This window comes from Pseudomonas sp. A-1, from assembly GCF_004801855.1.
Classification (GTDB): domain Bacteria; phylum Pseudomonadota; class Gammaproteobacteria; order Pseudomonadales; family Pseudomonadaceae; genus Geopseudomonas.
Genome location: NZ_SSTC01000038.1, coordinates 1 through 25,264 on the forward strand (window position 1 = coordinate 1; position 25,264 = coordinate 25,264).

20 protein-coding genes are annotated in these 25,264 nt (G+C 69.8%); 5 read left to right on the plus strand and 15 right to left on the minus strand.

The window, feature by feature from the left end:
* From infB to pnp, 5 genes are all read left to right on the plus strand, one after another.
* The coding region (gene infB, locus E5198_RS10600; protein ID WP_256659042.1) for a translation initiation factor IF-2 at window positions 1-2,164 on the plus strand (2,164 nt) is incomplete at its 5' end.
* Window positions 2,165-2,259: 95 nt separating this feature from the next.
* Window positions 2,260-2,649: a 30S ribosome-binding factor RbfA gene (gene rbfA, locus E5198_RS10605; protein ID WP_136489966.1), complete on the plus strand. Its 390-nt coding sequence runs from the start codon at window positions 2,260-2,262 to the stop codon at window positions 2,647-2,649.
* Window positions 2,650-2,652: 3 nt separating this feature from the next.
* A complete protein-coding gene (gene truB / locus E5198_RS10610) occupies window positions 2,653-3,567 on the plus strand; it encodes a tRNA pseudouridine(55) synthase TruB (RefSeq protein WP_136489967.1) in 915 nt (304 codons plus the stop codon).
* A 96-nt stretch (window positions 3,568-3,663) separates the two neighbouring features.
* Entirely contained in the window at window positions 3,664-3,933 is a 270-nt protein-coding gene (gene rpsO, locus E5198_RS10615; RefSeq protein ID WP_136489968.1) for a 30S ribosomal protein S15, read from the plus strand.
* A 212-nt stretch (window positions 3,934-4,145) separates the two neighbouring features.
* Entirely contained in the window at window positions 4,146-6,251 is a 2,106-nt protein-coding gene (gene pnp / locus E5198_RS10620) for a polyribonucleotide nucleotidyltransferase (protein ID WP_136489969.1), read from the plus strand.
* Window positions 6,252-6,322: 71 nt separating this feature from the next.
* Here the strand turns inward: pnp and E5198_RS10625 are convergent, their stop codons facing one another.
* The 15 genes from E5198_RS10625 to dksA form a co-directional block, all read right to left on the minus strand.
* Complete coding sequence (locus tag E5198_RS10625) at window positions 6,323-6,628, minus strand: DUF2845 domain-containing protein (protein ID WP_136489970.1); 306 nt, start codon at window positions 6,626-6,628, stop codon at window positions 6,323-6,325.
* 70 nt (window positions 6,629-6,698) lie between these two features.
* Window positions 6,699-9,827: a DUF748 domain-containing protein gene (locus tag E5198_RS10630; protein WP_136489971.1), complete on the minus strand. Its 3,129-nt coding sequence runs from the start codon at window positions 9,825-9,827 to the stop codon at window positions 6,699-6,701.
* A gap of 111 nt (window positions 9,828-9,938) precedes the next feature.
* Window positions 9,939-10,955 (minus strand): class I SAM-dependent rRNA methyltransferase, encoded by a 1,017-nt coding sequence (locus tag E5198_RS10635; protein ID WP_136489972.1) that lies wholly within the window; start codon window positions 10,953-10,955, stop codon window positions 9,939-9,941.
* Between the two features lie 84 nt (window positions 10,956-11,039).
* Window positions 11,040-12,977, minus strand: coding sequence for an acetate--CoA ligase (acs, locus tag E5198_RS10640; RefSeq protein ID WP_136489973.1), 1,938 nt, complete (start codon window positions 12,975-12,977; stop codon window positions 11,040-11,042).
* 99 nt (window positions 12,978-13,076) lie between these two features.
* Window positions 13,077-14,741, minus strand: a complete 1,665-nt coding sequence (pgi, locus tag E5198_RS10645; protein WP_136489974.1) for a glucose-6-phosphate isomerase — start codon at window positions 14,739-14,741, stop codon at window positions 13,077-13,079.
* A gap of 85 nt (window positions 14,742-14,826) precedes the next feature.
* Window positions 14,827-15,207, minus strand: a complete 381-nt coding sequence (gene panD, locus E5198_RS10650) for an aspartate 1-decarboxylase (protein ID WP_136489975.1) — start codon at window positions 15,205-15,207, stop codon at window positions 14,827-14,829.
* Between the two features lie 13 nt (window positions 15,208-15,220).
* Window positions 15,221-16,081, minus strand: a complete 861-nt coding sequence (gene panC, locus E5198_RS10655) for a pantoate--beta-alanine ligase (RefSeq protein WP_136489976.1) — start codon at window positions 16,079-16,081, stop codon at window positions 15,221-15,223.
* A complete protein-coding gene (panB, locus tag E5198_RS10660) occupies window positions 16,078-16,872 on the minus strand; it encodes a 3-methyl-2-oxobutanoate hydroxymethyltransferase (RefSeq protein WP_136489977.1) in 795 nt (264 codons plus the stop codon). Before panB ends, panC begins: the two co-directional genes overlap by 4 nt.
* Before the next feature lie 74 nt (window positions 16,873-16,946).
* Window positions 16,947-17,468 (minus strand): 2-amino-4-hydroxy-6-hydroxymethyldihydropteridine diphosphokinase, encoded by a 522-nt coding sequence (folK, locus tag E5198_RS10665; protein WP_136489978.1) that lies wholly within the window; start codon window positions 17,466-17,468, stop codon window positions 16,947-16,949.
* Between the two features lie 7 nt (window positions 17,469-17,475).
* Window positions 17,476-18,873 carry a polynucleotide adenylyltransferase PcnB gene (locus E5198_RS10670; protein WP_136489979.1) on the minus strand — a complete coding sequence of 466 codons (1,398 nt, stop codon included), beginning with the start codon at window positions 18,871-18,873 and terminating at the stop codon, window positions 17,476-17,478.
* A 136-nt stretch (window positions 18,874-19,009) separates the two neighbouring features.
* Entirely contained in the window at window positions 19,010-20,416 is a 1,407-nt protein-coding gene (locus E5198_RS10675; protein ID WP_136489980.1) for a sigma-54 dependent transcriptional regulator, read from the minus strand.
* Between the two features lie 137 nt (window positions 20,417-20,553).
* On the minus strand, window positions 20,554-23,508 hold the full coding sequence (locus E5198_RS10680; protein WP_136489981.1) for a sensor histidine kinase: 2,955 nt from the start codon (window positions 23,506-23,508) through the stop codon (window positions 20,554-20,556).
* The gene (locus E5198_RS10685) at window positions 23,492-23,668 is read right to left on the minus strand and encodes a hypothetical protein (RefSeq protein ID WP_136489982.1); all 177 of its coding nucleotides are present in this window, start codon (window positions 23,666-23,668) and stop codon (window positions 23,492-23,494) included. Before E5198_RS10685 ends, E5198_RS10680 begins: the two co-directional genes overlap by 17 nt.
* A 79-nt stretch (window positions 23,669-23,747) precedes the next feature.
* Window positions 23,748-24,635, minus strand: a complete 888-nt coding sequence (gene gluQRS / locus E5198_RS10690; protein ID WP_136489983.1) for a tRNA glutamyl-Q(34) synthetase GluQRS — start codon at window positions 24,633-24,635, stop codon at window positions 23,748-23,750.
* 101 nt (window positions 24,636-24,736) lie between these two features.
* Complete coding sequence (dksA, locus tag E5198_RS10695) at window positions 24,737-25,177, minus strand: RNA polymerase-binding protein DksA (RefSeq protein WP_136489984.1); 441 nt, start codon at window positions 25,175-25,177, stop codon at window positions 24,737-24,739.
* Window positions 25,178-25,264: the final 87 nt, after the last annotated feature.

The window sequence follows — 25,264 nt, forward strand, 5'->3', positions numbered from 1 at the left end:
CGAGGCCGCGCGCCAGAAGGCCGAGGCCCCGGCCCCCGCGCCGGCCCGGCCGGAGTCGCGCCGGCGTGTCGACGACGCCGAGGAAGCCCGCCTGCGTGCAGTGGCCGCCCGCCAGGCTGCCGCCGAAGCTGCCGCTGTGGCGGCAGCCCAGGTCGAGGCCGCCAAGCCGGCCACTACCGAGCGCGCCAAGGAAGAGGCTCGCCGCGCGGCACCCAAGCGCAACGAGGACGACGAGCGTCGCGATCGCAAGCAGGCCCAGCATCGCCCGTCGCTGAAGGAAAAGGCGCCGACTCCGCGCGTCGCTCCGCGCAGCGATGACGAGGACGGTTTTGCCCGTCGTGGCGGCCGTGGCGGCAAGGGCAAGCTGAAGAAGCGCAACCAGCATGGCTTCCAGAGCCCGACCGGCCCGATCGTACGTGAAGTGAGCATCGGCGAGACCATCACCGTGGCCGAACTGGCCGCGCAGATGTCGGTCAAGGGCGCCGAAGTGGTCAAGTTCATGTTCAAGATGGGCTCTCCGGTGACCATCAACCAGGTGCTCGACCAGGAAACCGCGCAGCTGGTGGCCGAAGAGATGGGCCACAAGGTCAAGCTGGTCAGCGAGAACGCCCTGGAAGAGCAACTGGCCGAATCCCTCAAGTTCGAGGGCGAGGCCGCGTCGCGCGCACCGGTGGTCACCGTCATGGGTCACGTCGACCATGGCAAGACCTCGCTGCTCGACTACATCCGCCGCACCAAGGTGGCGACCGGCGAGGCGGGTGGCATCACCCAGCACATCGGCGCCTACCACGTGGAAACCGATCGCGGCATGATCACCTTCCTCGACACCCCCGGCCACGCCGCGTTCACCCAGATGCGTGCCCGTGGTGCCCAGGCGACCGACGTGGTCATCCTGGTGGTGGCGGCCGACGACGGCGTGATGCCGCAGACCCAGGAAGCCGTGCAGCACGCGAAAGCGGCTGGCGTGCCGATCGTGGTCGCGGTGAACAAGATCGACAAGCCGGACGCCAATCCGGACAACATCAAGAACGGCCTGGCCGCGCTGGATGTGATCCCGGAAGAGTGGGGCGGCGATGCGCCGTTCGTGCACGTGTCGGCCAAGGTCGGTACCGGCATCGACGAGCTGCTCGAAGCCGTGCTGCTGCAGGCCGAAGTCCTCGAGCTGAAGGCCACGCCGTCGGCCCCGGGCCGTGGCGTGGTGGTCGAGTCGCGCCTGGACAAGGGCCGCGGTCCGGTGGCCACCGTGCTGGTGCAGGACGGTACCCTGCGTCAGGGCGACATGGTGCTGGTCGGCGTCAACTACGGTCGCGTGCGTGCCATGCTCGACGAGAACGGCAAGCCGATCAAGGAAGCCGGTCCGTCCATCCCGGTCGAGATCCTCGGCCTCGACGGCACCCCGGATGCCGGCGACGAGCTGACCGTGGTCGCCGACGAGAAGAAGGCCCGCGAAGTCGCGCTGTTCCGTCAGGGCAAGTTCCGCGAGGTCAAGCTGGCCCGCGCCCACGCCGGCAAGCTGGAAAACATCTTCGAGACCATGGGTCAGGAAGAGAAGAAGACCCTCAACGTGGTCCTCAAGACCGACGTGCGCGGCTCCTTGGAGGCCCTGCAGGGCTCGCTGGAAGGCCTCGGCAACGAGGAAGTCCAGGTGCGCGTGGTCGGCGGCGGCGTCGGTGGCATCACCGAGAGCGACGCCAACCTGGCGCTGGCTTCCAGCGCGGTGATCTTCGGCTTCAACGTGCGTGCCGACGCCGGCGCGCGCAAGATCGTCGAGCAGGAAGGTCTGGACCTGCGCTACTACAACGTCATCTACGACATCATCGAGGACGTCAAGAAGGCGCTCACCGGTATGCTCGGCAGCGACGTGCGCGAGAACATCCTCGGCATCGCCGAAGTGCGTGACGTGTTCCGTTCGCCGAAGTTCGGCGCCATCGCCGGCTGCATGGTGCTGGAAGGTACCGTCCATCGCAACCGTCCGATCCGCGTGCTGCGCGACGACGTGGTGGTCTTCGAGGGCGAGCTGGAATCGCTGCGCCGCTTCAAGGACGACGTCGCCGAAGTGCGTAACGGCATGGAGTGCGGTATCGGCGTGAAGAGCTACAACGACGTCCGCGTCGGCGACAAGATCGAAGTCTTCGAGAAGGTCCAGGTAGCGCGCAGCCTCTAAGCGCCAGCGAGTGCTGCAAGCGCCAAGCCGGAAGCTCCTGTAGGATGCTTCCGGCTTGTGCGTTTCGGCTTCAGGGTTTTTTACGGATTACAGTCATGGCCAAAGAATACAGCCGCACCCAGCGGATCGGTGACCAGATGCAGCGCGAACTCGCGCAGCTGATCCAGCGCGAGATCAAGGATCCGCGTCTGGGCCTGGTGACCCTGACCGGCATCGACGTCAGCCGCGACCTGGCCCACGCCAAGGTGTTTTTCACCGTGATGGGGCAGGACGACAACGCCGAGAAGATCGCCCTCAACCAGGAGATCCTCAAGGATGCCGCCGGTTACCTGCGCATGCTGCTCGGTCGCGCGATCAAGCTGCGTACCATCCCGCAGCTGCATTTCCTCTACGACGAGAGCGTGCGCCGCGGCGCCCAGCTGTCGGCGCTGATCGAGCGCGCGGTGGCCGAGGACCGTCGTCACCAGGACACGGACAAGGAGTAAGGCGTGGCCCAGGTCAAACGCATCCGCCGCGCGGTCAGCGGTATCCTGATCCTCGACAAGCCGCGCGGCTTCAGCTCCAACGCCGCCCTGCAGAAGGTGCGCTGGCTGCTCAACGCCGAGAAGGCCGGCCACACCGGTAGCCTCGACCCGCTGGCCACCGGGGTGCTGCCGCTGTGCTTCGGCGAGGCGACCAAGTTCTCCCAGTACCTGCTGGACGCCGAGAAGGGCTACGCCACGGTCATGCACCTCGGCGTCACCACCACCACCGGCGATGCCGAGGGCGAGGTGCTCGAGCGCCGCGAGGTGAACTTCGACCGCGAACAGCTGGAGGCCCTGCTGCCGCGTTTCCGCGGTGCCATCCAGCAGGTGCCGCCGATGTACTCGGCGCTGAAGAAGGATGGCCAGCCGCTGTACAAGCTGGCGCGCGCCGGCGAGGTGGTGGAGCGCGAGGCGCGTTCTGTTACTATTGACCGGCTCGAGCTGACCCGCTTCGCGCCGCCGTTCGCCGATCTGGAAGTCAGCTGCAGCAAGGGCACCTACATCCGCACCCTGGTCGAGGATCTCGGCCAGGCGCTGGGCTGCGGGGCACATGTCGCCGAGCTGCGCCGCACCCAGGCCGGTCCGTTCAGCCTGGCGCAGGCGATCAGCCTCGACGAGCTGATCGCCGCCCACGAGCAGGGTGGCGCCGAGGCACTGGATCGCTTCCTCCTCCCGGTGGACTGCGGTCTGGAGCACTGGCCGGCAGTGCAGCTGTCGGAGCACAGCGCCTACTACTGGCTGCACGGGCAGCCGGTGCGGGCTCCCGAAGCGCCGAAGTTCGGCATGCTGCGGGTACGCGATCACCAAGGTCGCTTCATCGGTATCGGTGAGGCGACCGACGACGGGCGCATTGCGCCGCGTCGACTGATTCGGTCCTGAGGACCGGACGAGGGTGGCTGTCAGCAGGCACGGTCACTCCTCCATTCATGAAAACGGGGTACTTCCCCGGCCTGTTACCTCAGAGGAAAGTCCATCATGGCACTGAGCGTCCAAGAGAAAGCCCAGATCGTTAACGAGTATCAGCAAGCTGCTGGCGATACCGGTTCCCCGGAAGTGCAGGTTGCCCTGCTGACCGCCAACATCAACAAGCTGCAGGATCACTTCAAGGCCAACGCCAAGGACCACCACAGCCGTCGTGGTCTGATCCGCATGGTCAACCAGCGCCGCAAGCTGCTGGACTACCTGAAGGGTAAGGACACCACTCGTTACAGCGCCCTGATCGCGCGCCTGGGCCTGCGTCGCTAAGACGTGGCTCGCCGAAGCCGGGAGCTGGCGGTTCGGAGCGACAGGTGGGCCTTGGCCCGCCTCCGCCCCGGGGCGCCAGCTCCCGGTTTTCCCAGGGCATCCACGAAAGGCCGTGGCAGTCGCCTTTCGTAGATGACTTGCCGAGCGCGCCAGCGGGCGCGACTCCAGAGCTCCAGCGATTTCCCCAAGGCAACACAGAGAAGGAAAACACCGTGAATCCGGTTATCAAGCAGTTCCAGTTCGGTCAGACGACCTTCACCCTCGAGACCGGGCGCATCGCCCGGCAGGCCAGCGGCGCGGTGCTGGTCAGCACCGACGATGTCAGCGTGCTGGTCACCGTGGTCGGCGCCAAGCAGGCCGATCCGGGCAAGGGCTTCTTCCCGCTGTCCGTGCACTACCAGGAAAAGACCTACGCCGCCGGCCGCATCCCGGGTGGCTTCTTCAAGCGTGAAGGCCGTCCGAGCGAGAAGGAAACCCTGACCTCGCGCCTGATCGACCGCCCGATCCGCCCGCTGTTCCCCGAAGGCTTCATGAACGAAGTGCAGGTCGTCTGCACCGTCGTGTCGACCAACAAGAAGTCCGATCCGGACATCGCCGCGATGATCGGCACCTCCGCCGCCCTGGCCGTCTCCGGCATCCCGTTCGACGGTCCGATCGGCGCCGCCCGCGTCGGCTACCATGACGAACTGGGCTACATCCTCAACCCGAGCTACGAGCAGCTGCAGAGCTCGCGCCTGGACATGGTGGTGGCCGGTACCGAAGACGCCGTGCTGATGGTCGAGTCGGAAGCCGAAGAGCTGACCGAAGACCAGATGCTGGGCGCCGTGCTGTTCGCCCACGAGGAATTCCAGAACGCCATCCGCGCCATCAAGGAATTCGCCGCCGAAGCCGGCAAGCCGCGCTGGGACTGGCAGGCTCCGCAGGCCAACACCGTGCTGATCGACGCCATCAAGGCCGAGTTCGGCGAGGCGATCTCCAACGCCTACACCATCACCGTCAAGCAGCAGCGCTACGCCGCCCTCGACGCCCTGCGCGAGCAGGTGATCGCCAAGTTCGCCGGTGACGGCGAAGGCCAGTTCCCGGCCGGCGAAGTCAAGGAAGTGTTCGGCCTGCTCGAATACCGCACCGTGCGCGAGAACATCGTCAACGGCAAGCCGCGCATCGACGGCCGCGATACCCGCACCGTGCGCCCGCTGGCCATCGAGGTCGGCGTGCTGGGCAAGACCCACGGCTCCGCGCTGTTCACCCGTGGCGAGACCCAGGCCCTGGTGGTCGCCACCCTCGGCACCGCCCGCGACGCCCAGCTGCTGGACACCCTGGAAGGCGAGCGCAAGGACGCCTTCATGCTGCACTACAACTTCCCGCCGTTCTCGGTCGGCGAGTGCGGCCGCATGGGCAGCCCGGGCCGTCGCGAGATCGGCCACGGCCGTCTGGCCCGTCGTGGCGTCGCCGCCATGCTGCCGAGCCAGGCCGACTTCCCCTACACCATCCGCGTGGTGTCGGAAATCACCGAGTCCAACGGCTCCAGCTCGATGGCCTCGGTGTGCGGCGCTTCCCTGGCGCTGATGGACGCCGGTGTGCCGGTCAAGGCGCCGGTGGCCGGCATCGCCATGGGTCTGGTCAAGGAAGGCGACAAGTTCGCCGTGCTGACCGACATCCTCGGCGACGAGGACCACCTCGGCGACATGGACTTCAAGGTGGCCGGTACCGACAAGGGCGTCACCGCCCTGCAGATGGACATCAAGATCCAGGGCATCACCGAAGAGATCATGGAGATCGCGCTGAACCAGGCTCTGGAAGCGCGTCTGAACATCCTCGGCCAGATGAACCAGGTGATCGCCAAGCCGCGCGCCGAGCTGTCGGAAAACGCCCCGACCATGCTGCAGATGCGCATCGACACCGACAAGATCCGCGACGTCATCGGCAAGGGCGGCGCCACCATCCGCAGCATCTGCGAAGAGACCAAGGCCTCGATCGACATCGAGGACGACGGCAGCGTGAAGATCTACGGCGAGACCAAGGAAGCCGCCGAGGCTGCCCGTCAGCGCGTGCTGGGCATCACCGCCGAGGCCGAGATCGGCAAGATCTACGTCGGCAAGGTCGAGCGCATCGTCGACTTCGGCGCCTTCGTCAACATCCTGCCGGGCAAGGACGGTCTGGTGCACATCTCGCAGATCAGCGACAAGCGCATCGAGAAGGTCACCGACGTGCTCAAGGAAGGCGAGGAAGTGAAGGTGCTGGTGCTGGACGTGGACAACCGCGGTCGCATCAAGCTGTCGATCAAGGACGTGGCGGCTGCCGAAGCCTCCGGCGTCTGATCGAGCTGAGCGCATGACAGAAAAGGCCCTTCGGGGCCTTTTCTGTTTTCCGGGATCGGCGAGGGCGAGGCTCAGTAGCGGCGCTGGCTGCGGATCTCGGTGAGGCGGTTGCCCTCGAAGCGCAGGAAGTAGTACATGCCGCTGCGCGGTCCGTAGATCCACTCGTCGATGCGGACCTCCTCGTAGTTGCCCCAGTCGTCGCCGCGCTGGCGGTAGCCGATGATGCTGCGGCTGGCCGGCTCGCCGCACTTCTCCTGGACCTCGAGGGCGTGATCGCCGGTGCTGATCAGGGCGCTGCCACAGCGCAGGGTGGCGGCTCCGGCCGGAACGGCGAGCAGCAGCAGGGTCAGGGGCAGGAAGGCTTTCACTGGAATCATCCCGATGGTGGCTGGGGGGCATTCTGCGGGCCGAGGCGGCCGCTGTCGATTGGACCGCGCAGTCGCATGCTCATTCGCTGTCCAGATGCAGAGGCACGACGATGCGGCCGCCGGTGCCGGCGCCCTCGACGCTACCGACATCCAGCAGGTAGATGCGCTCGTCGGCCAGGCCGCCCTGCTCGACCAGCCAGGCCTTGATCGTGCGGGCGCGGTCCTGGGCCAGCTGGCGCTGCAGCAGCGCGCTCTGCGCCCAGGAGTCGAGCACGGCCTGGCGCAGGCGGACGGCGCGCTCGGGCTTCTTCAGCTCGCGCCATTCGGCCGGTGGCTGCTGGCCGAGGCGGGCGCGGTAGATGCCCTCGAGCAGGATCGCCTGCATGTCTTCCGGCACCTGGAGCTGGCTGGCCTCGGCCGGCACCTTGTCGCCGCGCCGCTGCAGCATGCGGTACCAGGTCTCCTGGTATTCGCGGGCCAGGCGCTGTTCGGCCAGCGGCGGGCCGTCGAGCGCGGCCACGCTCATGCCCTCGACCTCCAGGCGCAGGGCCGGGCGCTGTCCCAGCGCCTTGGCCAGCTTGCCGAGGCTGGCGCGGGCCTGCTCGTCCAGTTCGCTGGAGCCGGCGGCGAAGGGCACGCTGTCGAGCGGCTCCTCGCCGCCGTCGAGCAGGCCGGCGATCAGCTTGAACGGTGCCTGCACCGCACGCAGCATCAGGTTGCGCAGGGTCTGCCAGACGATCGGCACCACGCTGAACTCGGGATTGTTGAGGTCGCCCTGCACCGGCAGGGCGATGGCGATGTTGCCGTCGGTGTCCTTGAGCAGCGCCACCGCCAGGCGCACCGGCAGGTCGGTGGCGCTGGGGCTGTCGACCCGCTCGCCGAGCTGCAGGTCCTCCAGCAGTACCTTGTTGTCGGCGTTCAACTGGCCCTTGGTGATCCGGTAGTGCAGGTCGAGATTGAGACGGCCCTTGCGGATCTTGTAGCCGGCGAACTTGCCGGCGTAGGGCGTCAGGGTGGTCAGCTCGACGCGCTGGAAGCGGGTGGCGATGTCCAGCTGCTCCAGCGGTGCGAAGGGCGTCAGCTGACCCTTGATGCTCACCGGCGCGTAGCGGTCGACCTTGCCGCGGATGTCCACGCTGGCCGGCTTGCGCGACTGGTTGTCCAGGGTGCCGATGCGCCCGTTGAGTTGCTGGATGGCGGTGGCGAAGTTGGGGGTGAGCGAGAAGTCGGCGAAGTTGGCCGAGCCGTCGGCGATGTCGATGCCGCCCACCACCAGGTGCAGCGGCGGCTCCGGGCGGGTCGGTGCCGCCTTGGGCGGCTGCGGGATCAGCAGCTCCTTGACGTTGGTGCTGAGATCCTCGTTGATGATGAAGCGCGCGTAGGGCTGCTGCAGGCGCACGCGGTCGATGCGCAGCTGCTCGCCGTGGCGGTAGTCGAGGCCGTCGAGGTCGAGGGTCTGCCACCTGACGAAGTCGCGCCCCTTGAGGGTGTCCAGGGTGTGCAGCTGGCTGACCCTGGCCTTGCCGGCGAGGCGCAACGCCAGCGGCGCGGCGTTCTGCAGGTCGACCGCCAGTTCGGCGCCGAGCAGGCCGCTGCGCAGCTCCAGGTGGATGAACGGGCTGAGGTAGGCCTGCGCCAGGCGCAGGTCGAGGTCGCTCGCCTGCACCTTGAGCTGGCTGGCGAGCGGCCTGAGGCGCACCTGGCCGCTGGCCGCCAGCTGGCCATGGGCGCCGATGCCGCTGGCCAGCCTGAGGGTGAAGGGCTGCTCGCCAGTGCTGGTGGCATCCTGCAGGTCGAGATCCAGCGGGCCGATGTCCAGCGCCACGGCGGGGCTGGGCACGCGGTCCGCGAGGTGGGCGCGCCAGTCGCGCAGCTGGATGTCCCTGAGCTGCACCTGCCAGGGGCCGGCCGATGGCGCCGAGGCGTCCGTGCCGGCAGTCTGTTCCGTGGCCGTGGCCGGCGCGGCAGGCGTTGCACTGGCGTTGGCCGCTTCGCCGGCCGCGACCGGCTGCTCCGCCGTGCCGACGGGGCGCTCGCTGCTGCCGGCGGCCGCGGCGTGGCGCTGGAGCTGCGCCAGCTGCTGCTCGACCAGCGTCTGCCAGTCGAGGCGGCCATCCGCTTCGCGCGCGGCCCAGGCCTCCAGGCCCTGGCTGCGCAGCTGGCCGATCACCAGCTGGCGGGCGCCCAGGTCCAGGCTGGCATTGCCGGCTTCCAGGCTGGCCAGCCTGAGCAGCGGCTGCTCGCCCGGACGGTGCAGCTGCAGCGCCGCCAGGTGCGCCTGGCCGTCGCTCAGGATCAGCTGCGGTCCCGGGCTCAGACGCAGCTGGGCGCTGGCGAGGTCGAGGCGTTCGGCATCGAGCAGGGGCTGGCCATCGGCCTGCTGCAGGCGCAGGCCGCTGAGCTGCAGCTGGCTGTTGTCCAGCTGCAGATGCAGGCCCTCGCGCAGCTCGAGGCGGAAGTCGCTGGCCACGCTGGCCTGCCCTTGGGTCAGCTCCAGCGGCAGCGCGCGGCGCACGTAGGGCCACCAGGTGGTCAGGCCGATCTCGGCCACCTGCAGCCGCCCTTCGGCGCGCACGGGCTGCAGGCCCAGGCGGCCCTGCAGGTCGAGGTTGGCGCCGCTCGAGCCGCTGGCCTTGAGGCTGAACTCGCCGTTGTCCTCCGCGCGGGTGCCGATGTGGCGCAGTTCGAGGTCGAGGGCCTCGTAGCGCAGTTCGACCGGCGGCTGCGGGCGCTCGTCGAGCAGATGCAGGCTGCCGCCGCTCAGGGCCAGGCGGTCGACCAGCAGCGGGAAGGGCTCGCCGGCCGGCTTTTCTTCCGCGGCGCCCTTCGCCGGCAACCTGAACAGGCGCAGCAGGTTGAACGGCCGGTCGGCGGCGAACAGCAGCTCGACGTGCGGCCGCTCCAGCAGCAGTTCGCGCAGGTGCAGGGCGCCCTGCCACAGGCTGTCGACCTGCAGGTCGGCGTACAGGCGGGCGAAGGCCAGCTGTTCCGCCCCGGCCTCGCCCACACGCAGGCCGTGCAGGGTCAGCTCGAGGCTGAACGGGTTGAGCTCGATGCGCTCGAGGCGGGCCGGCACGGTGGCGTACTCGGCCAGCTTCTGGTTGGCCAGCTTGAGGCCGGCCCAGGGCAGCACGAGGAAGCCGAGCAGGGCGTACAGCAGGGGGGCGAGAACCAGCGCGGCGAGACCGCGTTTCAATCCTTTGGACATGGCCGGGCGCTTCTATCGGGCGTGAGCTGCCTTGGAGTATGGCATGCCCGGCCGGTTCCGATCCTTGCCGGCGCCGGCAGTTTGCCGCGGCAGGCCGGCGCCCGGCACGGTTCAGAGATGGAGGATCAGGGTCTTCAGCGGCGGGCGGCCGTCGAAGGAGGGGAAGTCGGCGGCCGGCGCCAGCACCTCGACCTCGCGCACCGGGCGGCCGTTCTTCGCCGCGCAGCGCAGCACCTGCTCGCGCCAGTCGTCCAGCTCGACCCTGGCGAGGTTGTTGCAGCACACCAGGGTGCCGCCCGCGGCGGTGGCCAGCAGCGCCGGCTTGAGCAGGCTCTGGTAGTCGCGCAGCAGGTCGACGGTGCCGAAGGCGCTGCGCGCCCAGGCCGGCGGATCGAGGAACACCAGGTCGAACTGCTCGGCGGCCAGGCGCGGGTAGCTCGGCAGGCGCTGGCCGCGGCGGTGCGCCACCGGCAGGCCGGCCAGCTGGCGGATCGCCGGGAAGTAGTCGGACTGGATGAAGTGCATTTCCGGCAGGGCCGGATTGAGCGCGCCATTCTCGCGGCCGACCGCCAGGTTGCCCTCGGCGAAGTCGAGGTTGACCACGCGGCGTGCGCCGCCGGCCGCGGCGCACAGGCCGACGCCGCAGGTGTAGGCGAACAGGTTGAGCACCGACCTGCCGGCGCTGTGGCGCCTGACCCAGCCGCGGGCGTTGCGCAGGTCGAGGAACAGCAGCGGGTCCTGTCCCGGGTGGCGGGCGCGCACCCGGTAGTTCAGCCCCCACTCGTGGCCGACCAGCTCGGCCAGCGCCTCGGGGGTAGGCTGGCAGACCGGATCCGTGCGGTCGATGCGCGAGTTGGGCTGCGAGCGGTCGTTGTACACCGCCAGCAGCTCGCTGCCGAGAAAGGCCTGGCAGGCGGCGAACAGCTCGAGCAGGGCATCGCGCTCGAGCGGCTGGTGGAAGCTCTGCACCAGCAGCTGCGGGCCGTAGCGGTCGACGGTCAGGCCCGGCGCGCCCTCCTGGCTGCCGTGGAACAGGCGGTAGCAGTCGGTGCCCTGGCCGTGCAGTTCGGCGATCAGGGCCTGACGGCGCTCGAAGGCGGCGCGCAGCGCCTGGTTCAAGGCGGACATGGCGCGTCTCCTCGGGGATGGGGAGCGGCAGTTTACCAGCGCCCGCGCGGGCTGCCGCCGCTTTTCCACGCGCCGGCGCGACGCTCAGCGGTGGATGCGCTGCTCGATCAGGTTGTCCACCACGGTCGGGTCGGCCAGGGTCGACAGGTCGCCGAGGTTGTCCAGCTCGTTGCCGGCGATCTTGCGCAGGATGCGCCGCAGGATCTTGCCCGAGCGGGTCTTCGGCAGACCCGGCGCCCACTGGATCAGATCCGGGCGGGCGAAGTGGCCGACCTCGCGGGCGACCAGCTCGGCGAGCTCCTGGCGCAGGCCCTCGCTGGGCTGGCTGTCCGTCATCAGGGTGACGAAGGCGTAGATGCCCTGGCCCTTGAGGTCGTGCGGGTAGCCGACCACCGCGGCCTCGGCCACCGCATCGTGCAGCACCAGCGCGCTCTCCACCTCAGCGCTGCCCAGGCGGTGGCCGGAGACGTTGAGCACGTCATCGACCCGCCCGGTGATCCACCAGTCGCCGTCCTCGTCGCGGCGCGCGCCGTCGCCGGTGAAGTAGTAGCCGGGGTAGGGCCTGAAGTAGGTGTCGAGCAGGCGCTGGTGGTCGCCGAAGACCGTGCGGATCTGGCTCGGCCAGCTGGCCTTGAGCGCCAGCAGGCCCGCTCCGGGCCCGTCGATCTCGCGGCCCTGCTCGTCGAGCAGCACCGGCTGCACGCCGAAGAACGGCCGGGTCGCCGAGCCGGGCTTGAGGGTGGTGGCGCCGGGCAGGGGGCTGATCATGATGGCGCCGGTTTCGGTCTGCCACCAGGTGTCGACGATCGGGCAGCGGCTGTCGCCGACCACGTGGTAGTACCACTCCCAGGCCTCCGGATTGATCGGCTCGCCCACCGAGCCGAGCAGGCGCAGACTCGCGCGCGAGGTCCGGCGCACCGGTGCCTCGCCCTCGCGCATCAGCGCGCGCAGGGCGGTGGGCGCGGTGTAGAAGATGTTGACCTTGTGCCTGTCGACGATCTGCCAGGGCCGCGCGGCATCCGGGTAGGCGGGCACGCCCTCGTACAGCAGGGTGATCGCGCCATTGGCCAGCGGCCCGTACACCCCGTAGCTGTGCCCGGTGACCCAGCCGACGTCGGCGGTGCACCAGAACACCTCGCCGTCGCGGTAGTCGAACACGTACCTGTGGGTCATGGCCGCGGCCAGCAGGTAGCCGCCGGTGCAGTGCAGCACGCCCTTGGGCTTGCCGGTCGAGCCCGAGGTGTAGAGGATGAACAGCGGGTCCTCGGCGTCCATCGGCTCGGCCGGGCAGTCGCCGTCGACCTGGCCGAGCAGCTCGTGGTACCAGTGGTCGCGCCCGGCCAGCCAGTCGATGCCGGCGTGGCGGTGGGCGACCACGATCACGCCGGTCACGTTCGGGCAGTCCCGCAGGGCGTGGTCGACGTTGGCCTTCAGCGGGATGCGCTTGCCGCCGCGCACGCCCTCGTCGGCGGTGATCACCAGCCGGCAGTCGGCGTCCTGGATGCGGTCGCGCAGGGCGTCGGGGGCGAAGCCGCCGAACACCACCGAGTGCACCGCGCCGATGCGCGCGCAGGCGAGCATGGCGCAGGCCGCCGCCGGGATCATCGGCAGGTAGATGCACACCCGGTCGCCCTTCCTCACCCCCAGCAGCTTCAGCGCATTGGCCAGCCGGCAGACCTGCTCGTGCAGCTCGCGGTAGCTGAGGTGACGGGACTGTCCCGGTTCGTCGCCTTCCCAGATGATCGCGGTCTGCTCGCCGCGGCTGGCCAGGTGGCGGTCCAGGCAGTTGTAGGCGGCGTTGAGCTGGCCGCCGCGGAACCAGCTGGCCTGGCCGCGGGCGAAGTCGCCGTGGTGCACGCTGCGCCAGGGCCTGAACCAGTCGAGGAACTGGCGGGCCTGCTCGCTCCAGAACTGCTCGGGGTGGTCGATGGACTGCCGGTACAGGCGCCGGTAGTCCTCGGCGTGCAGCCAGGCATGGCGGTAGGCGGCGGCATCGACCGGGTGGGTGCGGATGTCGAACATGGCGCAGCTCCTGGAAGGCTGTCCGCGATGTCCTTCAGCGTGGACCCGGATGGGGAGCGTCGCAAGGACGGCCCGCCGCACGGGCGGGCCGCCCCGGGCTCAGCCGCGGTGGCGGGAGCGGAAGTGGTCGATCAGGCCCTGGGTCGAGCCATCCTCGGCGGGGCTGGAGTCCTCGCCGGTCAGGCGGGCGTAGAGGGTCTTGCCCAGCTCCTTGCCCAGCTCGACGCCCCACTGGTCGAAGGCGTTGATGCCCCAGATCACGCTCTGGGCGAACACCTTGTGCTCGTAGAGGGCGATCAGCGCGCCGAGACGCTGCGGGCTGACCCGCTCGAGGACGATGGTGTTGCTCGGCCGGTTGCCGGGGATCACCTTGTGCGGCGCCAGGCGCTGCACCTCGCTCTCGGCCAGGCCGGCGGCGCGCAGCTCGGCCTCGGCCTCGGCGAGGGTCTTGCCGCACATCAGCGCCTGGCTCTGCGACAGGCAGTTGGCGAACAGCCACTGGTGGTGGTCGGCCAGCGGGTGGTAGCTGGTCACCGGCACGATAAAGTCGGCCGGGATCATCAGGGTGCCCTGGTGCAGCAGCTGGTGGTAGGCGTGCTGGCCGTTGCAGCCGACCCCGCCCCAGATCACCGGGCCGGTGCCGCAGCTCACCGGGCTGCCGTCCTGGCGCACGCGCTTGCCGTTGGATTCCATGTCCAGCTGCTGCAGGTGCTGGTTGAAATTGCGCAGGTTGTGGTCGTAGGGCAGGATCGCGTGGCTCTGCGCGCCCCAGAAGTCGCCGTACCAGACGCCGAGCAGGGCCAGCAGCACCGGCATGTTGGCTTCGAAGGGCGCGGTGAGGAAGTGGCGGTCCATCTTGTAGGCGCCGGCCAGCAGTTCCTTGAAGTTGCCCATGCCGATGGCCAGGGCGATCGGCAGGCCGATCGCCGACCACAGCGAGTAGCGCCCGCCCACCCAGTCCCACATCGGGAAGATGTTCTCTTCGGCGATGCCGAACTCGACCGCCGCCTTGCGGTTGCTGGACACGGCGATGAAGTGGCGGTGCAGGTCGGCCTCGCCGGCGCCCTGGGCGAGCACCCAGCGCCGCGCGGCCTGGGCGTTCTTCAGCGTCTCCAGGGTGCCGAAGGACTTCGAGGAGACGATGAACAGGGTGGTTTCCGCGCGCAGCCTGGCGGTCACCTCGTGGAACTCGCTGCCGTCGACGTTGGCCAGGTAGTGGCAGCGCACGCCGCGCTGGGCGAACGGCAGCAGGGCCTCGGAGACCAGCTGCGGGCCGAGGAAGGAGCCGCCAATGCCGATGTTGACCACGTCGGTGATCGGCTTCTCGGTCCAGCCGCGCCACAGGCCGTTGTGGATGCGCTGCACCAGCTCGGTCATCTGCCCGAGCACCTGATGCACCCCCGGCATCACGTCGACGCCATCGACCAGCACCTTGTCGCCCACCGGGCGGCGCAGGGCGGTGTGCAGCGCCGGGCGGTTCTCCGAGGCGTTCACCGCGGCGCCGTCGAACAGCGCCGCGATGGCCGGGCGCAGCTTCATCTGTTCGGCCAGCGCCAGCAGGGCGGCCAGGCTGTCGGCGTCGATCAGGTTCTTCGAGTAGTCGAGGAACAGGCCGGCCTGGCTCAGCGAGTAGCGCTGGAAGCGCTGCGGATCGGCGGCGAAGGCCTGGCGCAGGCTGAAGTCGTGCATGCGCTCGCGCTGCGCGCGCAGGGCCTGCCAGGCGGGCTGTTGGGTGGCATCCAGCGGCTTGAGGTAGTGTTCCATCGACTGACTCGGGTTTCGTTCGGCTAGGGGCGAATGCAACAAGCCCGGAGCGGGTCCGGGCTTGTCGGGACTGCACGGCAGGCGGTCAGGCCACCTGCACGGGGATCGCGTGGCTGGTGTGGCTGAGCTCGTTGCCCGGGTTGAAGTACAGCATGTACGGCTTGTGCTGGCTCAGCTCGGCCTCGCTGTACTGGGCGTAGGTGCAGATGATCAGGCGGTGGCCGACGCCGGCCTTGTGGGCGGCGGCGCCGTTGACCGAGATCACCTTGGAGCCGTCCTCGGCGCGGATCGCGTAGGTGGTGAAGCGCTCGCCGTTGTCGACGTTGTAGATCTGGATCTGCTCGTATTCGCGGATGCCGGCCAGGTCCAGCCATTCGCCGTCGATGGCGCAGGAGCCTTCGTAGTCCAGGACGGCGTGGGTCACCTGGACACGGTGCAGCTTGGCTTTGAGCATGATGGAGTGCATGGCGGGTTCCTCGTCAGGCCGTGGCGTCGAGATCCACGAGCAGGTTGTCGATCAGCCGGGTGGTGCCCAGGCGGGCGGCGGCCAGAATCACCAGCTGGCGGTCGGCGGAGGTGGCCGGGCGCAGGGTGAGCGGATTGCGGATTTCCAGGTAGTCCGGAACGAAGCCGGCATTCTGCAGCTGGGCGCCGGCCTCGGCCAGCAGGGCGGCGTGGTCGGTCTGCCCGCCACGCAGGGCCGCGGCCAGCTCGCTGAGGGTACGGTACAGCTGCGGCGCCACGGCGCGCTGCTCGTCGTCGAGATAACCGTTGCGCGATGACAGCGCCAGGCCGTCGGCGCCGCGCACGGTCGGCTCGCCGAAGATCTGGATCGGCAGGTTGAGGTCGCGCACCAGCTTGCGGATCACCGCCAGCTGCTGGAAGTCCTTCTCGCCGAAGATCGCCAGGTCGGGCTGGACCATGTGGAACAGCTTGGTCACCACCGTGGCCACGCCGTCGAAGTGGCCGGGCCGGCTGGCGCCGCACAGGCCCTCGCTGACGCCCGGCACGCTGACGATGGTCTGCCCGCTCATGCCGTCGGGGTACATCTCCTCGGCGGTCGGCGCGAACAGCAGGTTGCAGCCGGCCTCGAGCAGCTTCTCCTGGTCGGCGGCGAGGGTGCGCGGGTATTTGTCGAGGTCCTCGCCGGCGCCGAACTGCAGCGGGTTGACGAAGATGCTGGCGACCACGAAGTCGGCGCGCTGGGCGGCCTTGGTCACCAGCGCGGCGTGGCCGGCGTGCAGGTTGCCCATGGTCGGCACCAGGCCGATGCGCTTGCCTTCGCTGCGCGCGCGCGCGACGGCGGCGCGCAGTTCGCGGACGGTCTTGACGGTGATCATGCGGAGAAACCGTGTTCGGGGGCGGGGAACTGGCCGCTCTTGACGGCCTGGGTGTAGGCGGTCAGGGCGTCCTGGATGCTGGCCTGGCCGGCCATGAAGTTGCGCACGAACTTGGCCGGGCGCGGATTGAGGCCGAGCATGTCGTGGATGACCAGTACCTGGCCGTCGGTGTCGACGCCGGCGCCGATGCCGATCACCGGGATGTTCGCCGCGCGGCTGATCTCGGCGGCCAGCGCGCTGGGCACGCATTCGAGCAGCAGCATGGCGGCGCCGGCCTGCTCGAGGGCCCGGGCGGCCTCGCGCATCTCGCGGGCGCGAGCCTCGTCGCGGCCCTGCACCTTGTAGCCGCCGAACACGTTGACCGACTGCGGGGTGAGGCCCAGGTGCACGCAGGCCGGAATACCGTTCTCGGCCAGGCGCTGCACGGTCTCGCACAGCCAGGCGCCGCCTTCCAGCTTGACCATGTGCGCGCCGGCGCGCATCAGCGCCGCGCTGCTCTCCAGCGCCTGCTCGAGGGTGGCGTAGCTCATGAACGGCAGGTCGCTGAGGATCAGCGCCCCCCGGTTGCCGCGCTTGACGCAGGCAGTGTGGTAGGCCATGTCGGCGACGCTGACCGGCAGGGTACTGTCGTGACCCTGCAGGACGTTGCCGAGCGAGTCGCCGACCAGCAGCACCTCGACCCCGGCGGCGCAGGCGGCGGTGGCGAAGGTGGCGTCGTAGCTGGTCAGCATGACGATCTTCTCGCCGTTCTGCTTGAGCGTACGCAGAGTGGTGAGGGTGACATCAGCCATCAAGAAATCCTCGTGGTGCACCGCAAAAGGGCGCGGGCAAACGGTGCCTATAGTCCCGATGGGGGGCGGTGAAGTCAATCGGCGCCATTTTCTGCCGCTCTCGGCCCGTTGGCCCGTTCGAGGCGCTCCAGCCCGACGAACGGACAGTCGGCGAGCAGTGCCTGCAGCGGCTGGCCGTCGGGCAGGCGCAGATCCGGGGCGATCTCCGCCAGCGGATAGAGGACGAAGGCGCGGGCGTGCATATGGTAGTGCGGCACGCTCAGGCGCTCCTCGTCCAGTTGCAGGTCGCCGAACAGCAGGATGTCCAGGTCCAGGGTGCGCGGTCCCCAGCGCTCGGCCTTGCGCTCGCGGCCCTGCTCGCGCTCGATGGCCTGCAGGGCGTCGAGCAGCGCGAGCGGGGCGAGGTCGCAGTCCAGCGCCGCCACCGCGTTGACGTAACGCGGCTGGTCGGCCGGGCCGAGCGGGTCGCTGGCGTACAGCGAGGACACCGCGGCCAGCCTGCACTGCGGCAGGCGGCCGAGGGCTTCGAGGGCGGCCTCGAGTTGCTGCACCGGCTCGGCCAGGTTGCTGCCCAGGCCGATGTAGACGCGGGTCATCGCCGGCTCACTCCTGCCCGTGGCCGCTCGGCGCATCGCTGCGGCGCTTGCGCGGGCTGCGCCGGCGCTTGCGCGGCGCGGCCTTGTCGCGGCCCTCGCCCTCGCTGAGGGCGCGGATCATGCCGCGGCGCTCGCTGTCGCTGGCGTCCTGGTAGCGCGTCCACCAGTCGCCGAGGCCGCCGGTTTCCTCGCCGGCCTCCTCGCGCAGCAGCAGGAAGTCGTAGCCGGCGCGGAAGCGCGGATTCTCCAGCAGCAGGTCGGCGCGCTTGCCGTGGCGGCGCGGCAGGCGCTCCTGCATGTCCCAGATCTCGCGCAGCGGCAGGGTGAAGCGCTTGGGGATGGCGGTGCGCCGGCACTGCTCGCTGATCACCTCGTGGGCGGCTTCCTGCAGGGCCGGCAGCGCCGGCATGCCGCGCGCCTGCAGCGCCGCGGCGCGTGCCGGCAGGGCCGGCCAGAGCAGGGCGGCGAACAGGAACGCCGGGGTCACTGGCTTGCCCAGGCGGATGCGCTCGTCGGTGTTGGCCAGCGCCTGGCGGATCAGCGCGCCGGCGTACTCCGGTTCGGCCTTCAGCGCCGCGGCGCTGGCCGGGAACAGCGGGGCGAACAGGCCGTAGTCGCAGAGCATCTCGAAGGTGCGCTCGCCCTGGCCGGACAGCAGCAGCTTGAGCACCTCGTCGAACAGGCGCGCCGAGGGAATGTCGTTGAGCAGCGGCGCCAGGCGGCGGATCGGTGCGGCGCTGTGCTTCTCGATGTCGAAGTCGAGCTTGGCGGCGAAGCGCACCGCGCGCAGCATGCGCACCGGGTCCTCGAGGTAGCGCTGCTCGGGATCGCCGATCAGGCGCACCAGGCGGCTGCGGATGTCGTGCACGCCGCGGGCGTAGTCGAGGATGCGCTCGCTGGCCGGGTCGTAGTAGAGGGCGTTGATGGTGAAGTCGCGGCGCTGGGCGTCGTCTTCCTGGCTGCCGTAGACGTTGTCGCGCAGGATGCGCCCGCTCTCGTGGCGCGCGGCCTGGGCGCTGTCCTCGTCGTCTTCGCCCTGCGGGTGGTGGGCGCGGAAGGTGGCCACCTCGATGATCTCGCGGCCGAAGTGCACGTGCACCAGCTTGAAGCGGCGGCCGATCACCCGTGCGTTGCGGAACTCGGCGCGCACCTGCTCGGGAGTGGCGCTGGTGGCCACGTCGAAGTCCTTGGGCGTGATGCCCAGCAGCAGGTCGCGCACGCAGCCGCCGACCAGGAAGGCCTGGTAGCCGGCCTGCTGCAGGCGCTCGACCACGTTCACCGCGTTGCGGCTGATCTGCTCGCGCTGCAGCGCGTGCTGGCTGCTGCCGAGCACCTCCGGCGTGGTGCGAACGGCGCGGGCGCGGCGCAGGGGAGAACGGATGGACTGGAACAGCTTCTTCAGCATGGGCGACAGGGTACCGGGATAGGGCGGGAGCGGGGACGGCCCCGCGCGATGGTGGCGGATTCTAGCACTGGCTGGCGGCGATGGTGAACGCGGGGGCGGTAGCGGCCACCCCGGCAGGCGGCGGTGGGGCAACGCCTCAGCCGTCGGTGGCGGCGCCCGACTTGCGACGCGGGATGCCCAGGCGCTGGCGGCGCTCCCACAGGCACTTGCGACTGATGCCGAGCTTGCGCGCCAGCTCGGTCTCGGTCATGTGGTCCTGGTGCTCGAGGACGAAGTGCTGGAAGTAGTCCTCCAGCGACAGGTTCTCCGCCGGCTCGCTGCCGCTGCTGGTCGGCAGGCTGTGCAGCTCGCCGGCGAAGTCGTCCTCCAGCTCCAGCTCGACGTCGATGCCCAGCAGGTCGAGCGGGATGCTGTTGCCCTCGCAGAGGATCACCGCGCGCTCGATGGCGTTCTCCAGCTCGCGCACGTTGCCCGGCCAGTTGTAGTGGCGGATCGCCCGCAGCGCCTCGGGCGAGAACTGCAGGGCCTCGCGGCCCATGCGTGCGCACTGGCGTGCCAGGAACACGCGGGCGATGTCCAGCACGTCGTCCTCGCGCTCGCGCAGCGCCGGCAGGCGCAGCGAGATGACGTGCAGGCGGTAGTAGAGGTCCTCGCGGAACTGGCCGTTCTTGGCCAGGTTCTTCAGGTCGCGGTGGGTGGCGGCGATCAGGCGCACGTCGACCTTCTGCGACTGCACCGAGCCGACCCGGCGGATCTCGCCCTCCTGCAGCACGCGCAGCAGGCGCGCCTGGGCCTCCAGCGGCAGCTCGCCGATCTCGTCGAGGAACAGGGTGCCGCCGTCGGCGGCCTCGACCAGACCGGTGCGCCCGGCGGTGGCGCCGGTGAAGGCGCCCTTCTCGTGGCCGAACAGCTCCGACTCGATCAGGGTCTCGGGGATGGCCGCGCAGTTCACCGAGATCAGCGGCGCCTTGGCGCGCCGCGACAGGTTGTGCAGGGCGCGCGCCACCAGCTCCTTGCCGGTGCCGGACTCGCCCTGGATCAGCACGGTGGAGTCGGTCGGCGCGACCTTGCGGATCTTGCCGAACAGGTCCTGCATCGCCGCGCAGCGGCCGATGATGCCGATTTCGCCGGCGGGCTCGGCGCTGTCGCCGGCGGGCGCCGGGGCGCTGGCGCCCGGTACGGCAGCCGGTTGCTGGCGCTCGCGGAGGATGCGCGCCACCGCCTGGAGCATCTCGTCGTGGTCGAACGGCTTGGCGATGTAGTCGATGGCGCCGAGCTTCATCGAGTCGACGGCCGAGCGCAGGCTGGCATAGCTGGTCATGATCAGCACCGGCGTGCCGCCGGCCAGGCCGATCAGCTCGGTGCCGGGGGCGCCGGGCAGGCGCAGGTCGCTGACCACCAGGTCGAAGGCGGGGATGCTGTAGCGCTCCTGGGCTTCCTGCACCGAGCCAGCCTCGCTGACCTGGTACTGGTTGCGCTCCAGCAGGCGGCGCAGCGCCGAGCGGATGATGGTTTCGTCTTCGACGATGAGAATATGTGCCATGTCTGTTCAGCTCTCGCGACGTGCTCGGAAGCGTCTGGATCCTGTCGGTGCCGGTCTCTGCAGACGGCTTGGCGAGGGCGCGCCGGGCTTCCGGCGGGGTGGCCGCCCGGGCGTTGCGCGTGCAGTGTCCATCGGCTTCACGGGGTGTCGGCAGCCAGCGGGCCGCCATAGCGCGGCAGGCTGATCCGGATGCGCGTGCCGCGCTGGCGTTCCGGGTCTGCCGGGCTGTCGATGGTTATCTGTCCATAATGCTCCTCGACGATCGAATAGACCAGTGCGAGGCCCAGGCCGGTCCCTTTGCCGGGGTCCTTGGTGGTGAAGAAGGGTTCGAACAGGCGCTCGACGATCGACTGCGGGATGCCCGGCCCCTCGTCCTCGACCATCAGCTCGACGCTGTCGGCGCCGGCCTCGCTGCGCACGCGGATGGCGCCGCCGGGCGGCGAGGCGTCGCGGGCGTTGGACAGCAGGTTGATCAGCACCTGGGCCAGGCGCTGCGGGTCGCCCTCGACCCAGTGCTGCGGGTCGCACAGGTTGAAGTAGTGCACGTCGTAGTCGCGGTTGAGCGACAGCAGGCCGATCGCCTCGCGCGTCACGTCGGCCAGGCACACCGGCTCGCTGGCCTGCTGGCGGCCGCCGGCGTGGGCGAAGCTCATCAGCGACTGGACGATGCGGGTGATGCGCTTGGTCTGCTCGATGATCTGCGCGCAGGTCTCGCTGATCTCGGCGTCGCCTTCGCGCTCCTCGCGCAGGTTCTGCGCCAGGCAGGCGATGCCGGTGACCGGGTTGCCGATCTCGTGGGCCACGCCGGCGGCGAGGCGGCCGATCGAGGCCAGGCGCTCGGAGTGGATCAGGCGATCCTCCAGCAACTGGGTCTCGGTGAGGTCCTCGACCAGCAGCACCAGGCCGCTGGTGCCGGGGGCCAGCGGCTCGTCGATGGCCGCCTTGTGCAGGTTGAGCCAGCGGGTCTGGCCGTCGAGGGCCAGGCGCTGCTTGTGCAGGTGCTCGTCGGGCGCTTCGCTGAAGGCGGTGAGCAGGCCGCACCAGGGCTCGGGCAGGGTGGCCAGGCGCGAGCCGACCACGCGCTGCGCCTCGATGCCGGTGAGTTCCTCCATGGCGCGGTTCCACTTGAGGATCTCCTGGTCCTGGGCCAGCGAGCAGACCCCCATCGGCAGCTCCTGCAGGGTCTGCCGGTGGTAGCGGCGCAGGGCGTCGAGTTCGGCGGCCAGGCCGGTCAGGCGCGACTGGTAGTCCTCCAGGCGGCTCTCGATGAAATGGATGTCCTCGGTGACATAGGTGTCGTCGGCGGCCTTGTAGGGCAGGAAGCTCTCGACGATGTCCTGGGCCACGCTCGGCCCCATCAGCCCGGACAGGTTGGCCTCGATGCGGTCGCGCAGGCGGCGCAGGGCGTAGGGGCGCTGCTCGTCGAAGGGCAGGCCGAGGTCGCGCAGGGCCTGCTCCACCTCGCGCTGGGCGGTGCGCGCGCCGAGCGGCTTGGCCAGCTCGGCGGCGAATTCCTGCGGCGAGGCGGCGACCAGCTCGCGGCGCTGCGGGCGGCGCACGTTGTCCACCGCGCAGGTCTCGGCGGCGCCCTGTTCCTCGGCGCTCGGCTCGCTGAACAGCGAGACCAGGGTGAACACCAGCACGTTGACCGCCAGCGAGGCGATCGCCGCCAGGTGCCAGCTGGTGTCGTCGAGCACGTAGACCATGTCCAGCAGCGGCAGGTAGAAGCCGGGCAGGTTGCCGATCAGCGGCAGCAGCATGCTGACGATCCACACGCTGGCGCCGGCCAGCAGCCCGGCGATGAAGCCGCGGCGGTTGGCCGCCGGCCAGTACAGCACCGACAGCGCGCCGGGGAGGAACTGCAGGGTGGCGACGAAGGATACGGTGCCCAGGTGCGACAGCTCCTGGCCCGAGTCGATCAGCAGGTAGAAACCGTAGCTGCCGGCGATGATCGCGACGATCAGGCCGCGGCGGGTCCACTTCAGCCAGCGGTAGATGTTGCCCTCGGCCGGCGGCTGGTACAGCGGCAGCACCACGTGGTTGAGCACCATGCCCGACAGCGCCAGGGTGACCACGATGAGCAGGCCGCTGGAGGCGGACAGCCCGCCGATGTAGGCGGCCAGCACCAGCCAGGGGTTGCCGACGTCCATGCCGATGCCCAGGGTGAAGTATTCCGGGCTGGTGGCGACGCCGAGCTTGAGGCCGGCCCACAGGATCGGCGGCACCGCCAGGCTCATCAGCAGCAGGAACAGCGGCAGCGCCCAGCTGGCGCTGACCAGCGCGCGCGGGTTGAGGTTCTCGGCGAAGGCCATGTGGAACATGTGCGGCATGACGATGGCGGCGGCGAAGAACACCAGCAGCAGGGTGCGCCAGGGACCTTCCTGCAGCGGCGTGTGCAGGGTGGTCAGCGCCTGCTGGTTCTGCAGCAGCCACTGCTCGAGGCCGGCCGGACCGTCGAACACGCCATACAGGGCGTACAGGCCGATGGCGCTCATCGCGCACAGCTTGACCAGCGACTCGAAGGCGATCGCCAGCACCAGGCCCTCGTGGCGCTCGCGGGTGGCGATGCGCCGCGAGCCGAAGAGGATGGTGAACAGCGTGATCAGCGCACAGAAGCCCAGCGCCACGCGGGTCTGCACGCGTTCGCCGGTGATGATGCCGATGCTGTCGGCGACCGCCTGGATCTGCAGGGCGAGCAGCGGCAGCACGGCCACCAGCATGAACAGGGTGGTCAGGGTGCCGGCCCAGGTGCTGCGGAAGCGGAAGGCGAACAGGTCGGCCAGCGAGGACAGCTGGTAGGTGCGGGTCAGGCGCAGGATCGGGTAGAGCAGCACCGGGGCGAGCAGGAAGGCGCCGGACAGGCCCAGGTAGATGGCCAGGAAGCCGTAGCCGTACTGGTAGGCCAGGCCCACCGCGCCGTAGAACGCCCAGGCGCTGGCGTACACGCCCAGCGACAGGGTGTAGACCAGCGGGTGGCGCACCAGCGCGCGCGGCAGGGGGCTGCGTTCGGTCAGCCAGGCGAGGCCGAACAGCACCACCAGATAGACCGAGCTGATCAGCAGCAGATGGGAAACGTCAAAGCTCGTCGGCATCGCGCTGGCTCTGGAGGATGAAGGTGACGACGATCAGGATCAGCCAGAGCATGTACGGCCGGTACCAGGCGCCGTTGGGGTCGATCCACCAGTCCATGATGGCCGGGGAGAACAGGTAGATCCCCACCACCAGGAGCAGGACCAGCCGGTAGATATACATGAGGTGCCTCGTCTTGGGATGCCCGGATGGTAACGGAGGTGCGGGAGAAGCAGAAGCCGGTAACGGTCGGGTTGCGCCGTCAGTGCAGCTGTGCTTCGGCGAGGCCGGTCCGGCGCGGGATGGCGGCCGGCTGCCAGTGGCGTACGCCCCAGGCCAGCACCTCGGCGGCGCTGCCCTGCTCCAGTCCTGCCGGCGGCTGCTGGCCGAGGGCGCGCAGGGCGCGGGCGAGCAGGGCGGGCGCCTGGTCGGCGGGCAGCGGTGGCGAGCGGTAGGACTTGCCGAGCTTGTGGCCGTCGGGCTGCAGCAGCAGGGGGATGTGCAGGTAGCGCGGCTGCGGCAGGCCGAGCAGTTCCTGCAGGTACAGCTGGCGCGGGGTGGAGTCGAGCAGGTCGGCGCCGCGCACGATGTCGGTGACGCCCTGCCAGGCGTCGTCGAGCACCACCGCCAGCTGGTAGGCGTACAGGCCGTCGCGGCGGCGGATGATGAAGTCGCCGACCTCGCGGGCCAGGTTCTGTGCATATGCGCCCTGCACGCGGTCGACGAAGCGGTACTCGGCATCCGGCACGCGCAGGCGGATCGCGGCGTCCGCCAGCGGCCGAGCGGCATCGCGGCAGGTGCCGGGGTAGATGGCGTGGCCTTCGAGCTGCTTGCGCGAGCAGCTGCACGGATAGGCCAGGCCGCGGTCCAGCAGGTCGGCCACCGCGGCGGCGTAGGCGCCGTGGCGGTCGCTCTGCCGTTCCACCGGACCGTCCCATTCGAAGCCGTAGGTCTCCAGGGTGCGCAGGATGGCGTCCTGGGCGCCGGGCACCTCGCGCGGCGGATCGAGGTCCTCCATGCGCAGCAGCCAGCGGCCGCCGGCGGCGCGGGCGTCGAGCCAGGAGGCGAGGGCGGCGACCAGCGAGCCGAAGTGCAGGTAGCCGCTGGGCGTGGGGGCGAAGCGGCCGGTGTAGGCGGTGGCTGGGCTCATCGGCGGGCATTCGGCTGGAAGGGCGGAGCGACAGCGGCCCGTGCCGCGCGGGTCGGCAGGGGCCGGAAACAGCACGGGGCGCCGTGGCGCCCCGTCGCGGGTCAGGAACCCAGCTGCTTTTCCTTGATCTCGGCGAGGGTCTTGCAGTCGATGCACAGGGTGGCGGTCGGCCGCGCCTCGAGACGGCGGATGCCGATCTCGACGCCGCAGGAGTCGCACCAGCCGTACTCGTTGTCCTCGATCAGCTGCAGGGTCTCGTCGATCTTCTTGATCAGCTTGCGCTCGCGGTCGCGGGTGCGCAGCTCCAGGCTGAACTCCTCTTCCTGGCTGGCGCGGTCGGCCGGATCGGGGAAGTTGGCGGCCTCGTCCTGCATGTGGTGCACGGTGCGGTCGACTTCCTCCATCAGCTGCTTCTTCCAGCCGTTGAGGATGCCGACGAAGTGGGCGCGCATCTTGTCGCCCATGTACTCCTCGCCGGGAGTCTCCTGGTAGGGCTCGAAGCTGCGGATCTGGGTGCTTTTGTCTTGGGTATTGGTCGGCATGATCTGTCCGCCTCTCACGTTCGCTGATCCCGTGCGCAGGTTGTGTCCATCAGCGGCATTTTAGCCGTCCCTGCGGTTGCAAGCGGG

Excerpts from the sequence above, each read along its gene's own strand:
- panD (WP_136489975.1), bottom strand. The coding sequence starts at position 15,207 with ATGCACTCCATCATGCTCAAAGCCAAGCTGCACCGTGTCCAGGTGACC.
- E5198_RS10680 (WP_136489981.1), bottom strand. The coding sequence starts at position 23,508 with ATGCCGACGAGCTTTGACGTTTCCCATCTGCTGCTGATCAGCTCGGTC.
- rbfA (WP_136489966.1), top strand. The coding sequence starts at position 2,260 with ATGGCCAAAGAATACAGCCGCACCCAGCGGATCGGTGACCAGATGCAG.
- acs (WP_136489973.1), bottom strand. The coding sequence starts at position 12,977 with ATGTTCGACATCCGCACCCACCCGGTCGATGCCGCCGCCTACCGCCAT.
- E5198_RS10625 (WP_136489970.1), bottom strand. The coding sequence starts at position 6,628 with ATGATTCCAGTGAAAGCCTTCCTGCCCCTGACCCTGCTGCTGCTCGCC.
- rpsO (WP_136489968.1), top strand. The coding sequence starts at position 3,664 with ATGGCACTGAGCGTCCAAGAGAAAGCCCAGATCGTTAACGAGTATCAG.
- dksA (WP_136489984.1), bottom strand. The coding sequence starts at position 25,177 with ATGCCGACCAATACCCAAGACAAAAGCACCCAGATCCGCAGCTTCGAG.
- pgi (WP_136489974.1), bottom strand. The coding sequence starts at position 14,741 with ATGGAACACTACCTCAAGCCGCTGGATGCCACCCAACAGCCCGCCTGG.
- E5198_RS10670 (WP_136489979.1), bottom strand. The coding sequence starts at position 18,873 with ATGCTGAAGAAGCTGTTCCAGTCCATCCGTTCTCCCCTGCGCCGCGCC.
- E5198_RS10630 (WP_136489971.1), bottom strand. The coding sequence starts at position 9,827 with ATGTCCAAAGGATTGAAACGCGGTCTCGCCGCGCTGGTTCTCGCCCCC.
- gluQRS (WP_136489983.1), bottom strand. The coding sequence starts at position 24,635 with ATGAGCCCAGCCACCGCCTACACCGGCCGCTTCGCCCCCACGCCCAGC.
- panC (WP_136489976.1), bottom strand. The coding sequence starts at position 16,081 with ATGATCACCGTCAAGACCGTCCGCGAACTGCGCGCCGCCGTCGCGCGC.
- E5198_RS10675 (WP_136489980.1), bottom strand. The coding sequence starts at position 20,416 with ATGGCACATATTCTCATCGTCGAAGACGAAACCATCATCCGCTCGGCG.
- folK (WP_136489978.1), bottom strand. The coding sequence starts at position 17,468 with ATGACCCGCGTCTACATCGGCCTGGGCAGCAACCTGGCCGAGCCGGTG.
- E5198_RS10685 (WP_136489982.1), bottom strand. The coding sequence starts at position 23,668 with ATGTATATCTACCGGCTGGTCCTGCTCCTGGTGGTGGGGATCTACCTG.
- E5198_RS10635 (WP_136489972.1), bottom strand. The coding sequence starts at position 10,955 with ATGTCCGCCTTGAACCAGGCGCTGCGCGCCGCCTTCGAGCGCCGTCAG.
- panB (WP_136489977.1), bottom strand. The coding sequence starts at position 16,872 with ATGGCTGATGTCACCCTCACCACTCTGCGTACGCTCAAGCAGAACGGC.